Annotated in this window: 13 protein-coding genes; 7 read left to right on the top strand and 6 right to left on the bottom strand. The window is 71.1% G+C overall.

The window, feature by feature from the left end:
* The 5 genes from coaD to pcp are packed head-to-tail and all read left to right on the top strand — an operon-like array spanning position 1 to position 3,659.
* A complete protein-coding gene (coaD, locus tag AC1RAA_RS17250) occupies positions 1 to 504 on the top strand; it encodes a pantetheine-phosphate adenylyltransferase (RefSeq protein WP_062481439.1) in 504 nt (167 codons plus the stop codon).
* A gap of 39 nt (positions 505 to 543) precedes the next feature.
* Positions 544 to 1,191 carry a 5-oxoprolinase subunit PxpB gene (gene pxpB, locus AC1RAA_RS17245; protein ID WP_369647790.1) on the top strand — a complete coding sequence of 216 codons (648 nt, stop codon included), beginning with the start codon at positions 544 to 546 and terminating at the stop codon, positions 1,189 to 1,191.
* Positions 1,188 to 2,186 (top strand): 5-oxoprolinase subunit C family protein, encoded by a 999-nt coding sequence (locus tag AC1RAA_RS17240; protein ID WP_492731064.1) that lies wholly within the window; start codon positions 1,188 to 1,190, stop codon positions 2,184 to 2,186. Before pxpB ends, AC1RAA_RS17240 begins: the two co-directional genes overlap by 4 nt.
* 55 nt (positions 2,187 to 2,241) lie before the next feature.
* Complete coding sequence (pxpA, locus tag AC1RAA_RS17235) at positions 2,242 to 2,982, top strand: 5-oxoprolinase subunit PxpA (RefSeq protein WP_070061982.1); 741 nt, start codon at positions 2,242 to 2,244, stop codon at positions 2,980 to 2,982.
* Between the two features lie 5 nt (positions 2,983 to 2,987).
* Positions 2,988 to 3,659, top strand: a complete 672-nt coding sequence (gene pcp, locus AC1RAA_RS17230) for a pyroglutamyl-peptidase I (RefSeq protein WP_492731065.1) — start codon at positions 2,988 to 2,990, stop codon at positions 3,657 to 3,659.
* Positions 3,660 to 3,668: 9 nt separating this feature from the next.
* On the opposite strand, the gene AC1RAA_RS17225 is transcribed toward pcp, so the two are convergent.
* Positions 3,669 to 4,379: an alpha/beta fold hydrolase gene (locus AC1RAA_RS17225; protein WP_174543705.1), complete on the bottom strand. Its 711-nt coding sequence runs from the start codon at positions 4,377 to 4,379 to the stop codon at positions 3,669 to 3,671.
* Positions 4,380 to 4,495: 116 nt separating this feature from the next.
* On the opposite strand from AC1RAA_RS17225, the gene AC1RAA_RS17220 reads away from it, so the two are divergent.
* Positions 4,496 to 5,191 (top strand): histidine phosphatase family protein, encoded by a 696-nt coding sequence (locus AC1RAA_RS17220; RefSeq protein WP_139706433.1) that lies wholly within the window; start codon positions 4,496 to 4,498, stop codon positions 5,189 to 5,191.
* Between the two features lie 12 nt (positions 5,192 to 5,203).
* Here AC1RAA_RS17220 and AC1RAA_RS17215 read toward each other — a convergent pair whose 3' ends face one another.
* From AC1RAA_RS17215 to AC1RAA_RS17205, 3 genes are all read right to left on the bottom strand, one after another.
* Entirely contained in the window at positions 5,204 to 6,796 is a 1,593-nt protein-coding gene (locus AC1RAA_RS17215) for an N-acyl-D-amino-acid deacylase family protein (protein ID WP_492731066.1), read from the bottom strand.
* 117 nt (positions 6,797 to 6,913) lie between these two features.
* Entirely contained in the window at positions 6,914 to 8,275 is a 1,362-nt protein-coding gene (locus AC1RAA_RS17210) for a tetratricopeptide repeat protein (RefSeq protein WP_492731068.1), read from the bottom strand.
* 43 nt (positions 8,276 to 8,318) lie between these two features.
* Positions 8,319 to 8,717 carry a tautomerase family protein gene (locus tag AC1RAA_RS17205; RefSeq protein ID WP_095949164.1) on the bottom strand — a complete coding sequence of 133 codons (399 nt, stop codon included), beginning with the start codon at positions 8,715 to 8,717 and terminating at the stop codon, positions 8,319 to 8,321.
* A gap of 124 nt (positions 8,718 to 8,841) precedes the next feature.
* Here AC1RAA_RS17205 and AC1RAA_RS17200 point away from each other — a divergent pair, with 124 nt between their 5' ends.
* A complete protein-coding gene (locus AC1RAA_RS17200) occupies positions 8,842 to 9,705 on the top strand; it encodes a LysR family transcriptional regulator (protein WP_159275443.1) in 864 nt (287 codons plus the stop codon).
* Positions 9,706 to 9,714: 9 nt separating this feature from the next.
* Here AC1RAA_RS17200 and AC1RAA_RS17195 read toward each other — a convergent pair whose 3' ends face one another.
* On the bottom strand, positions 9,715 to 11,109 hold the full coding sequence (locus tag AC1RAA_RS17195; protein ID WP_370869985.1) for an amidase: 1,395 nt from the start codon (positions 11,107 to 11,109) through the stop codon (positions 9,715 to 9,717).
* Between the two features lie 23 nt (positions 11,110 to 11,132).
* Complete coding sequence (locus AC1RAA_RS17190) at positions 11,133 to 12,620, bottom strand: ABC transporter substrate-binding protein (protein WP_159275445.1); 1,488 nt, start codon at positions 12,618 to 12,620, stop codon at positions 11,133 to 11,135.
* Positions 12,621 to 12,642 lie beyond the last annotated feature (22 nt).

Genomic DNA, 12,642 nt, shown 5'->3' with positions numbered 1-12,642 from the left:
ATGGCCAGCAACGTGATCGCGGTTTATCCCGGCACTTTCGACCCCATCACCCTCGGTCACGAGGACGTGGTGCGGCGTGCAACCCAACTCTTCTCCAAGGTGATCGTCGCCGTCGCGGCGGGCCACCACAAGAAGGCGCTGTTCACGCTCTCCGAGCGCATGGACATGGCCCGCGAGGCGGTGAAGCCCTACAGCGACCAGGTGACGGTCGAGAGCTTCTCGGGCCTGCTGCGCGACTTCGTCGTCGCGCGCGGCGGCAAGGCCATGGTGCGCGGCCTGCGCGCCGTGACCGACTTCGACTACGAGTTCCAGCTCGCCGGCATGAACCGCTCGCTGATGCCCGACGTCGAGACCGTGTTCCTGACCCCGAGCGACAAGTACCAGTTCATCTCCAGCACCTTCGTGCGCGAGATCGCCATGCTCGGCGGCGAGGTCAACAAGTTCGTCTCGCCGAACGTCGAGCAACAGCTCACCGCCAAAGTTCGCAGCCTGGGCAGGGAATGAGCCCGCTCCAGGCTTCGCGCTGAGGTGAGCGCCACCCCCTTGCCCCGCCTGCATCCGCTGGGCGATGCGGCGCTGGTGTGCGACCTGCCCGCGCCCGCCACGCTGGCGCAGCAGCAGCGCATCTGGGCGCTGGCCGCCGAGGTGCTGGCCTGGCCCGGCGTCGGCGAAGCGCTGCCGGGCATGAACAACCTCACGCTGACCTTCGACCCGACCGCCGTGGCGTTCGAGGAACTCGCGGCGCGCGTGCTCCAGGCCTGGCCGGGGCTCGCGGCCCATGCCGCTGAAGGGCGGCGCATCGAGATTCCCGTGGCCTACGGTGGCGAGCACGGCCCTGACCTCGCCGACGTGGCGGCCCACACCGGGCTGTCGGCGGCCGAGGTGGTGCGACGCCACAGCGGCGGCGACTACGTGGTCTACCTGCTCGGCTTCCTGCCGGGCTTCGCCTTCATGGGCGGGCTGCCGCCCGAACTCGCGACACCGCGCCGCGCCGAACCACGCACCGCGGTGCCTGCGCGCTCGGTCGGCATCGGTGGCGAGCAGACCGGCATCTATCCGTTGGTGTCGCCGGGCGGCTGGCAGCTCATCGGGCGCACGCCGCTCGAGCTGTTCGATCCCTCGGCGGAATCACCTACGCTGCTGCGCCCCGGCGACCGCGTGCGCTTCGTCGTCGAAAGCCTGCAGACATGATCCTCGTGCGCAAACCCGGCGTGCATGCCTCGGTGCAGGACCTCGGGCGGCCCGGCCTGCGCCAGCTCGGCATCTGCCCGGGCGGTGCGCTCGACATGCTCGCGCTCACGCTGGCGAACCGGCTGGCCGGCAACGCCGACGCGGCGGCGGGCATCGAATTCACCATGGGCGGCTGCGAGCTGCAGTTCGAAGTCGACACCCGCATCGCGCTCACCGGCGACGACTTCGGCGCCACGCTCGACGGCGTGCCGCTGTGGCCCTGCTGGAGCGTGCCGGTGCGCGCCGGCCAGACCTTGCGGCTCGCCGGTGCCAACGCGCCCGGCACGCCGAAGGCCGGCCTGCGCAGCTGGCTCGCGGTGGCCGGCGGCATCGACGTGGCGCCCGTGCTCGGCTCTCGCAGCACCGACCTCAAGGCCGGCTTCGGCGGCCACGAGGGCCGCGCGCTGCGCAAGGGCGACCGGCTCGCGCTGGGCGCTTCGCGCCTCGGCGCCGACCAGAACGCGCGCCGTCCCTTCGGCCTGCGCGCGCCCGACTGGGGCACGGCCGAGCCCGACGGCGCGCTCGCGCTGCGCGTGCTGCCCGGCCCCGAGTTCGATCTGTTCACGCCCGACGCGCAGGCGCTGCTGTGGAACGAGCGCTGGCGCATCACGCCGCAAAGCAACCGCATGGGCAGCCGGCTCGCCGGCGCCGAGCTGCAGCGCAAGGCGGGCGGCGACATGCTCTCGTCGGGCGTGATCCCCGGCACGATCCAGGTGCCGCCTTCGGGCCAGCCGATCATCCTCATGGGCGACGCGCAGACCACCGGCGGCTACCCGCGCATCGGCGTGGTGATCCGCGCCGACCTCTGGAAGCTCGCGCAGGCGCCGCTGGGTGGCCGGCTGCGGCTGGTGCGCACCGACCTGTCGCACGCGCTCGCGGCCTGGGCTGCGCAGCAGCGCTACCTGGCGCAGGTGGCGCAGGGGCTCGCCGCTGCGGGCTGGCCCGGCGCGGCCTAGACTGTGGCCTGAAGCAGGTGGCTCCCGCACCTGCCCCCGAGACGGAGAACACCCCATGCAGATCGACCTGAACGCCGACCTCGGCGAAGGCGCCGGCAGCGACGAAGCGCTGCTCGGCCTCGTGAGTTCCGCCAACATCGCCTGCGGCTGGCACGCGGGCGACGCCAGGACGATGCAGCAGTGCGTGCGCTGGGCCATGGCCCACGGCGTGGCGATCGGCGCGCACCCGAGCTTTCCCGACCGCGAGAACTTCGGCCGCAGCACCATGCACCTGCCGCCCGAGGAGATCGTGGCGAACGTGCTCTACCAGGTCGGCGCGCTGGCCGCGATCGTCAAGGCCGAGGGCGGCCGGCTCGCGCACGTGAAGCCGCACGGCCAGCTCTACAACCAGGCGGTGAAAGAACCCGAGCTGGCCGAGGCGCTGTGCGAGGCGGTGCGCCGCTTCGACCCTTCGCTCAAGTTCTTCGGCCTGGCCGGCAGCAACATGATCGACGCGGCCCGCCGCGCCGGCCTGCAGCCCGTGGAGGAAGTGTTCGCCGACCGTGGCTACATGCCCGACGGCAGCCTCGTGCCGCGCAGCCAGCCCGGTGCGCTCATCGAGAGCGAGGAACAGTCGCTCGCGCAGACCCTGTCGCTGGTGCGCGACCACCGCGTGGTCGCCATCGACGGCAGCACCGTGCCCGTCAACGCCCAGAGCGTGTGTCTGCACGGCGACGGCGCGCATGCGCTGGCCTTCGCGCGGCGCATCCGCGAACGGCTGCAGCAGGAAGGCATCGACGTTCGCGCGATGGCCTGAACAGGATGCCGGCGAAGCGCGCTTCTCCCACGGTCCTGCTGACGGGCTTCGAGCCCTTCGAGCAGGAGCTGCTCAATCCATCATGGGAGGCGGTGCGCACGCTCGATGGCTGGAAGTGCGGCCGCGCCACCGTGCATGCGCGCCTCGTGCCCTGCGTCTTCGGCGAGGCGCTCACCGCGCTCGACCGCGCGATGGACGAGCTCCAGCCGACGCTGGTGATCTGCATCGGCCAGGCCGGTGGCCGCGCCGAGTTCACGCCGGAGCGCATCGCCATCAACGTCGACGACGCCCGCGTGCCCGACAACCTCGGCCGCCAGCCGATCGACGTGCCCGTGGTGTCCGGCGCGCCTGCGGCCTACTTCTCGAGCCTGCCCGTGAAGGCCATCGTGCGCGAACTGCGCGCGGGCGGTGTGCCGGCCTCGGTGTCGAACAGTGCGGGCACCTTCGTGTGCAACCACCTCTTCTACGGGCTGATGCACCGCATCGCGACGCACGCGGCGGCGAAGGGCGCGCGCGGCGGCTTCATCCACATTCCCTACCTGCCCGCGCAGGCGGCGCGCTTTCCGGGTGCGCCGAGCATGGCGCTCGAGACGCTGGTCGATGCCTTGCGCATCACGGTGAAGACAGCGCTCGCCGTGAAGCAGGACGTCGCGGAAACCGGCGGCCAGCTGCACTGACCGGGGTTCTCAAGCGCTGGGGAAGTGCTTGCCCAGCCAGGCGTTGAGCGCCGTGTTGACGAACGCAGGCTTCTCCATCGTCAGCATGTGGCCGCACTGCGGCACCCACACCACCTCGGCGCGCGGCAGCAGCGCCGCCATCTCGCGGGTGCATTCGGGCGGCGCGAGGCGGTCGTCGTCGCCGCACATCAGCAGCACCGGCGCGCGCAGCAGGGCCAGGTGCGTGCGCGCATCGGGGCGGCGCATCACGGCGTGGTTCTGGCGGATGAGCTGGGCCGCGCCGGCACCGAGCACGATGTCCAGGTAGCGCTGCACCAGCGCCGGGTTGGCGGCCTGCGCGGGATGGAAGGCGAAGGCGACGTTGGGCTCGATGATCTCGCGCACCTCGCCGCGCTCGAACCATTCGATGGCGCCTTCGCGCAGCGCGAACATGTCGGGCGTCTCGGGCCGCGCGCTGGTGCCCAGCAGCATCAACCCGGCGATGCGCTCGGGCGCCTGGCGCGCCGCTTCCATCGCGACCATGCCGCCCATCGAGGCACCGCACAGCACCAGCGGGCCGTCGTGCTCGCGCAGCACGGCGCTGGCCATGCCCTCGATGGTGTCGTGGCGCGTCTGGACGTCGCTCACGCGGGCGCCGAAGGCGGCGGGAAGTGCGGGCAACTGGGCCTCCCAGAGGCGTTCGTCGCAGGCAAGGCCGGGCAGCAGGACAAGATGGGGCATGGGCCGATTTTGCGCGATCGGACGCGCCCGACGCACGGCCCGTACGCGGTGGCAGTCGTGCAACAGCGGGTTGGCACGAAGCCGGCATGTCATGCACTCGGGGGACAATGCATGCAATGTCCACCACCACCCCCGACTCCGCCCCCACCGACCTCATCCTGATCCGCCACGGCGAAACCGCCTGGAACCGCGAGCTGCGCTTCCAGGGCCACGCGGACGTCCCGCTCAACGACATCGGCCACGAGCAGGCGCGTCGCCTCGGCCTGCGGCTCGCGGGCGAGACGGCACGGCACCTCATCAGCAGCGACCTCATGCGCGCCCAGCAGACCGCGGCGCCCGCGGCGCAGCAGTTGGCGCTGCCGGTCGTCACCTCGGTGGCGCTGCGCGAGCAGCACTTCGGCGTGGTCGAGGGCATGCGGGCCGACGAGATCCAGAGCCAGCATCCGCGCGCCTGGGAAGAGTGGCTGGAGTTCCGCGAAGACCACGCCATGCCGCAGGGCGAGAGCGCGCGCGAGTTCCATGCACGCGTGATCGGCGCGCTCGGCGCCGTGGCCGCGGCGCATCGCGGCCAGCGCCTGATCGTCGTCACGCACGGCGGCGTGCTCGACATGGTGTGGCGCACCGCGCGCGGCCTGAGCCTCAGCGGCCCGCGCCAGAGCGAGATCCCGAACGCGGGCTTCAACCGCATCCGCATCGCCGACCCGGCCGCGCCGGACGCCATCGAGATCGTCGAGTGGGCCGACACGCGCCACCTCGCCGACTTGCCGCCGCAGCCCACCTACGACCAGCGCCGGCACCTCAAGAAAGACTGATGAGCCTTCGGCTCAGGCCGGGCAGCTGCCCGGCTTCGGCGTGCGCAGCAGCGGCACGCCGGCGCCCACGCCCGTGGGCTGGCCGCCGTCCACCGCGAGGCGACCGTTCACCAGCACCGTGACCACGCCCTCGGACAGCAGCGTCGGCTGCGTGTAGGTGGCCTTGGCCGCAAAGCGCTTCGGATCGAACACCACCACGTCGGCGTGGTAGCCGGGGCGCAGGTGGCCGCGCTGCACCAGCCCCAGCGTGTCGGCCGTGAACGAGGTGCTGCTGCGGATGAACTGCGCCAGCGAGATCGCGCGTTCCTTCACCACGTACTGGTCGTACTTGCGCGCGAAGGTGCCGTAGGCGCGCGGATGGCCCAGCGACGAGTCGGACGAGGTCATGACCCAGGGCCGCTTCATGAAGGCGCGCACGTCGTCGTCGCTCATGTTGAACGAGGCGATCATCAGGTCGCCGTCGCGCAGCACGGCGATGGCGGCGTCGACCGGGTCGGCGTTCGAGGCCTTGGCCACGTCGGCCAGTGTCTTGCCCACGTACTTCGTGCTGCCGGCCGAGAACAGGATGGCCTCGGGCCCGCCGCGCAGGCGCAGGTTCTCGCGCATGTCCTTGCGCAGGCGCTCCTGCTGCGCCGCATCGTCGAAGCGTTGCAGCGTCGCGGCGCGGCCGCCTTCGTTGGCCCAGGGCGGCAGCAGCGCGGCCGAGAAGCGCGTGCTCGACGCGGTCCAGGGGTAGTGGTCGGCCGTGATGTCCAGGCCCGCGGCGCGCTCCTTCTCGATGCGCCGGATGATGTCGCCGCTCTGGCCCTGCACCGCCACGCCCAGCGCCTTGATGTGCGCCACGTGCACCGGCAGCTTGGCCTCGTGGCCGATGCGGATCACCTCGTCGATCGAGCCTTTGAGGCCGATGTTGTACATGGCCTCGTCGCGGATGTGGCTGTCGTACAGGCCGCCGTGCGCGGCCGCTACCTTGGCCAGTTCGATGACCTCCTCGGTCTTCGAGAAATTCTGCGGCGGATAGAACAGGCCCGTCGACAGCCCGAGCGCGCCGTCGCACATCGCGCGGCTCAGGTGCTGCTTCATCGTGTCCATCTGCGCGGGCGTAGGGGCGCGGTTGGCCTCGCCGAGCTGGCTGATGCGCAGCGGCCCGAAGCCCGCGTACATCGCGACGTTGGTGCCGACCGGCTCGGCGCGCAGCTTCTGCGTCTGCGCGGCGATGTCGTAGCCGCCGAAGCCGTCGTTGCCGATCACGGCCGTGGTCACGCCCTGCGTGAGGAAGGGAATGTTCAGGCGCTTGCGCGCGTCGCTCGAGAGCAGGTCGGCGTCGGCGTGCGTGTGGGCGTCGATGAAGCCGGGCGCCACCACGAGGCCGGTGGCGTCGATGGTGCGGCGCGCGCTGAACTGCGCCGGCATGGCGCGGCCCGCGAACACGATGCGGTCGCCCGCAATGCCGACGTCGCCGACCACCGGCGTGTCGCTGTCGCCCGTGTAGATGGTGCCGCCGCGCAGCAGCAGGTCGAGCTCGACGGGGGCTTCAGCGGCGGTGGTGTGGAAGGGCGAGGCGAGGGCCGCGAGAACGGCCAGCGTGACGAGGGAGCGCTGCATGGGCGAACGGGAGCAGAGCGGGAGGAGCGGCCAGTTTAGGAGTCGCTCCCGCGCAGCCGTTAATTCCTTTTGCGGCACGCCCCATGACCGGAAGGCATGGGTGGTGCCGCGCGCCGCTCAGCGCGCCGTGATCTGCCCGAGTCCCAGCCGTGCGTAGACCGCGTCGGTCTGCCGCCGCAGCCGCAGCGATTCGGGCTGGCCGTTGAGCTGCTGCTGCAGCAGGCCTTGCGCGCCCGCGAGCGCGGACTCGGTGCCGGTGCGCACCAGCGCGTCGAGGTACAGCTGCTCGAACAGGTCGCGCTGCGCATGGCTGCCGCCGATCTCGATCATGCGCGGCAGCGCGACGCCCAGGCCCTCGACCGCACCCGCCACGTCGCCACGCGCATGGGCCACGAGGCCGCGTGCGGCCGGCACGCACACGCGCTGCCACGCGGCGCGCGTGGACGCCGGCGCCACGGGCGCGAAGGCCTCGATGTTGTGCAGCAGCACCTGCGCCTCGGGCCGGCCGGCGCGCGCCAGACCGTAGAGGTACTGCAGGTCGAGAAAGGGCAGCACGTGGTCGGCCTGGCGCTGCCGCAGGTGGTCGGCCACGTCGTCCCAGCGCGCACCGACGTCGATGCCCGCGAGCTCGAGCCGCGCGAGCAGCGACACGGCGCCGATCTGGTCTTGCGAGTAGTCCTTCACCACGCCCCAGGCGTGCTCGTCGTACACGGCGAGCGCCTCGGCGTCGCGGCCCAGGTCGATGAGGAACAGCGCCACGTGCCACCAGTTGTGCGTGACCATGAAGGAGTTGAGCCCGGTCCAGGTGTCGCTCACGCTGTGCATGAACGTCAGCCCCTCGGCCAGCCGGCCTTCGGTGAGCATCACGTGCGCCAGCGCATGGTGCGCCCAGGGCTCCTTGCGGCACAGGCCGATGGCATGGCGCGCGCTGGCCTCGGCCTCGCGCAGCAGGTGGCACTGCTCGTAGCCGAAGGCCGCCATGCCGTGCACGTAGGGCACCTCGGCCGCGGCCGGCAGCGCCGCGAGCGCGAGCCGCAGCATGCCGGGGCAGTCGCCGGTGTTGAAGCAGTGGTACTGGCCCAGCTTCACCGACACCAGGTCGCGCGGATGCTCGCGGGCCTGCTCGGCATGCAGCGCGATGGCGCGCGCGATGTCGCCGTCGGCCCAGGCCTGGACGGCGGCGATGTAGCGCTGCTCGCGCGGCGTGGCGCGCGCCGCACCGGCGTGGGCCTTGTCGAGGAAGGGTTGCGCATTCGCTGCGGCCTCGCGCGATTCGGCGAACAGGTGCAGCGTCGCGCAGTAGGCCTGCACGATCGGGCTGGCATCGCGTTCGGCCAGCGCCAGCAGGTTCGCGGCGCGCGCCTCGGTCGAGAGAAAGCCCATGACGAAGTCGTCGACCAACGCGAGGCTGGCGGCGTCGTCGAGCGTGAGCGGATTGCCGAGGCTGTCGGCGGCATGCGGGGTTCCGTGGGAGGGCATGGCGGCATGGTGCCACGCCCCCGGCGTCTTTCAAGAAGTCTTCTCAGACACCCGCTTGCTGGTGGCGGTACTCCTGCGTCTGGCCGCCGTAGCCGTAGGCCGCGGCGCGCGCGTCGATCACGTGGACGTACGAGACCTCGTGCAGATCGGGCCGCAGCCGGGCCATGGCCGCGTGCACCTCGCGCAGGTAGCGCGCTTTCTCGGCCTTGGTGTTGGTCTCGTCGGTCACGCTGATGTCCAGGTGGAAGGCCGACTTGCCGAGCTCGGCCAGCGACTTGCCGCCGATGAACCAGCTGTCGGCGGCGATGTACTGCACCGTGACGGCGATGACCGGCAGCGCCTTGCCCAGCACGCTCTGCGTGAGCTCGGCGACCGTGTCGACGGTCTTGCGGGTGAGGGCGGCGTCAGGCTGGCCGGAGAGGTGGACGACGATGTGGGGCATGGCGGACTCCTTTTGCGTTGAAGAACGGGTGGTCGATGGGGTGATTGTGGGATTCCTCTCGTCATCGGAAAAGCGGGAAGATATGATGGAATCCATCGGATCAGCGAATGGATAGGCAGGCACCATGCAAGGCTTCGACCTCGAACAGTTGCGCACCCTGGTGGCGGTGGCCGACGCCGGCAGCCTCACGGCCGCGGCGCCGCGCGTGTACCTGTCGCAGTCCTCGGTGAGCGAGCAGATCCGCAAGCTCGAGGAGCGCGCCGGCCAGTCGCTGCTGACCCGCAGCAAGGCCGGCGTGGCGCCCACCGAGGCGGGCCTGCGATTGCTGGGGCACGCGCGGCGCATCCTCGCGCTGAGCGACGAGGCCTTTCGCGACCTGCGCGGCGAAACGCTGCAGGGCGAGCTGCGGCTGGCCGTGACCGACTACTTCCGCCCCGGCGACCTCACCCGTTTGCTGGGCCGGCTCGGCGAGCGCTATCCGCAGGTGCGGCTGCACGTGACCATCCTGAAGAGCGACGCGCTGCGCACCGCCTATGCGCATGGCGATTTCGACGTGGGGTTGGCGATGAACATCGCGGGCGCCAATGCAGCAGCGGCGGGCAGCGGTGCCGTGCTGCGGCGCGAATCGCTGGCTTGGCTTGGCGCGACCGGCCTGCGCCTCGTGCGCGGCGAGCCGGTGCGGCTGCTGGCGCTGCCCGACACCTGCTCGCTGCACCAGTTCACCGTGTCCCTGCTGCGCCGCCGCCGCGTGCCCTACGTGCTGGCGCACGTCGCATCGGGGGTGGCGGGCCTGCAGTCGGCCCTGGCCGCGGGCCTGGGCGTGGCCTGCCTCAACGAATCGGCGATCGGGGAAGGCATTGCACGGCTCGCACCGCCGCATGGGCTGCCGGCGCTGCCGCGCGTGGCGTTCCAGTGGTTGCCTGCGCGGCGGGGCGAGACCGCGTTCGTGACGCGGGCGCGGGAGATGCTGTCGTTGCAGCTGGCCTGAAGGCCGTGCTCAGAGCTGCGGCCAGGGCCGTTGTACTTCCCGGATCTGCTCGAACGCGCGCGCCACGCGCAGCACGCCGAGGTCGTCGAAGCGCTGCCCCGCAATCTGCAGCCCGATCGGCAAACCGCCGGCCGAGTACCCGCAGTTCACCGACGCTGCAGGCTGCTCCGACATGTTGAACGGCACCGTGAAGCCGATGTGCTCCAGCGGTCGCAGCGGGTCGTTGGTGGGCGAGGGCGCCTCGGCCGCCGCCGGCATGTTGGGCGACACCGGCGAGATCACGTAGTCGAAGCGCGCGCAGGCGTTCACCGTCGTGACGCGCGTGGCGTGGAACTGGCTGAAGCTGCGGAACACGTGCTCGCCGCTGAACTCGGCGGCGCTCTCGGCCCATTCGCGGATGTAGGGCAGCACCTTGGCGCGCTGGTCGGGGCGCAGGGCCTTCAGGTCCACGAGCGAGCGCATGCGCCACAGGTGGTCCATGCCGTCGAGCAGGGCCTGCGACATGAAGGGCTGCATGGGCTCGACGGTGGCGCCGGCCTTTTCGAACAGGCGCGCGGCCTGCTCGACCGCGGCCTGGATCTCGGGTTCGACCGCGAGGCCGCAGCCGGCGTCCAGCAGCAGCCCGATGCGCAGGCCGCGCAGGTGGTCGGGCGCGACGTCGAACGCAGCCCAGTCGATGTCCTGCGCGGGCAGGCTCATGCTGTCGCGCGCGTCGGGCCGTGCCAGCGCCTGCATCATGAGCGCGGCGTCGCCGACGGTGCGCGTCATGGGGCCGGCGGCGCGGCCCATGTAGGGCGGGTCGATCGGGATGCGCCCCAGGCTGGGCTTGAGCGTGAAGATGCCGCACCAGCTGGCAGGCAGCCGCAGCGAGCCGCCGATGTCGGTGCCCAGGTGCAGCGGGCCGTAGCCCGCCGCCGCGGCGGCGCCGGCGCCGGCACTGGAACCGCCCGGCGTGCGGCTCAGGTCCCAGGGGTTGCGCGCGAGCGTGTGAAAGCTCGATAGCCCCGACGACAACATGCCGTAGTCGGGCATGGTGGTCTTGCTGACGATGACGGCGCCGGCTTCCTTCAGGCGCGCGGCCGGCGGGGCGTCGGCGGCAGCGGGCATGAGGTCGACGGCGGCGGTGCCCGCGGGCAGCGGGTCGCCGCGCGTGGCGATGTTTTCCTTGATCGTGGTCGGCACGCCGTCGAGCGGGCCGCGCGCGTCGCCGCGCTGCCAGCGCTGCTCCGAGGCGCGCGCCTGCTCCAGCGCGGCTTCGGGCCGGAACAGCCACGTGGCCTGCAGCCGGGGCTCGCAGTGCTCGATGCGCGCGATGACGGCGCGCGTCACCTCGACCGGCGACAGGCGCTTCTCGCGGTAGGCCGCAGACAGCTCCTGCGCCGACAGGTCGCTCAACGAAGGCAGGGAAGGGTCAGGCACTGCGGGGCTCATCCCCAAGACAGGGCCGACAGGTCGTTCACGAAGATCGGGTTCTCTTTCCAGAGGCCCTTGACGTTCTTCTTGGCCACGGTCGGGAACTGCGGCTGGTAGAGGAAGCCGTTGGCCGCGTCGGTGGCCAGCAGCTTCTGCGCCTCGCCCAGCAGCTTGTTGCGCTCGGCCGCGTTGCCGGTGGACTTGATCTTGTCGAACAGCGTGTCGAAGGCCTTCGACTGGTAGCCCCAGTAGTAGTCGGGCTTGGCGTAGTTGCCCAGGTCGAAAGGCTCGACGTGCGAAATGATCGACAGGTCGTAGTCCTTGTTGCCGTAGGTGCCGCTGAGCCACTGCGCCCACTCGACGTTCTGGATCTTCACGTTGATGCCGATCTTGGCGAGCTGGGCCACGATGACTTCGCCGCCCTGGCGCGCGTACGGCGGCGGGGGCAGGGTCATGCGCAGTTCGAGCGGGGTCTTCACGCCGGCTTCGGCGAGCAGCTTCTTGGCCTTCTCGATGTCGAAGGGGTTGATGCCCGTGGTGTCGATGTAGCCCGCGGCGCCCGGCACGTAATGGCTGCCGATCGGCACGCCCAGGCCGTCGGCCGCGCCCTCGATGAAGGCCTTGCGATCGATGGCCGCGAGGATCGCGCGGCGCACGCGCACGTCGTCCAGGGGCTTCTTCTTGTTGTTGATCGAGAGGATGGTCTTGGCGCGCGAACCGGCCAGGATAGTCTGGAACTGCGGGTTGTTGCGGAACTGCGGCACGGCGCGCGTGCCGATGCGCGTGAACACGTCCACGTCGCCCGAGAGCACGGCGGCGGCCTGCGCGGCGGTGTCCGAGATGAAGCGGAAGGTGACCTTGTTGATCTTCGCGACGGCGGGGGCGCGGAAGCCCTCCCACTTGCTCAGCGTGATCGACGAGCCCTTGGCCCAGTTGTCCAGCTTGTAGGGGCCGGTGCCGATCGGCTTGGTGGCGTTGCCCTCGGCGCTCTTGGGCTCGACGATGGCGGCCGTGGCCTGGCCCAGCACGAAGGGCAGGTCAGGGTCGATCTCCTTGTTGATGACCACCACCGTGTGCTCGTCGACCACCTGCGTGGCGAGGTTGGCGAAGGTGCGCTTGTCCTTGTTGGTGCTCTTTTCGCCGCCGGCGCGGTCGAACGCGAACTTGACAGTGGAGGCGTTGAAGGGCTCGCCGTTCTGGAACTTCACGCCCTTGCGCAGCTTGAAGGTGTAGGTCTTCAGGTCGGGCGAGATTTCCCAGCTCTCGGCCAGCAGCGGCGTGACGCTGCCGTCGACGTTGATCTTGGTCAGCGTTTCCAGGATGTTGTACTGCACGACCTCGGCGATGGCGGCAGCGGCGCCGGTGGTCGGGTCCAGGCCCGGCGGCTCCAGGGCCATGCCGATCACGATGGCGTCCTTGCGGCCCTGCGCCATGCCGGCCAGCGGGGTGGCCAGGGCGACGGTGGCGCCGGCGGTGGTAAGGAGCGTGCGACGGTTCAACATACGGGGTGATCTCCGGAAAACG

It is taken from the genome of Variovorax sp. GW823-FHT04F07 (genome assembly GCF_058795995.1).
Note: the sequence above shows the minus strand (reverse complement) of the source record. Positions and strands in the feature narration are given on the sequence as shown.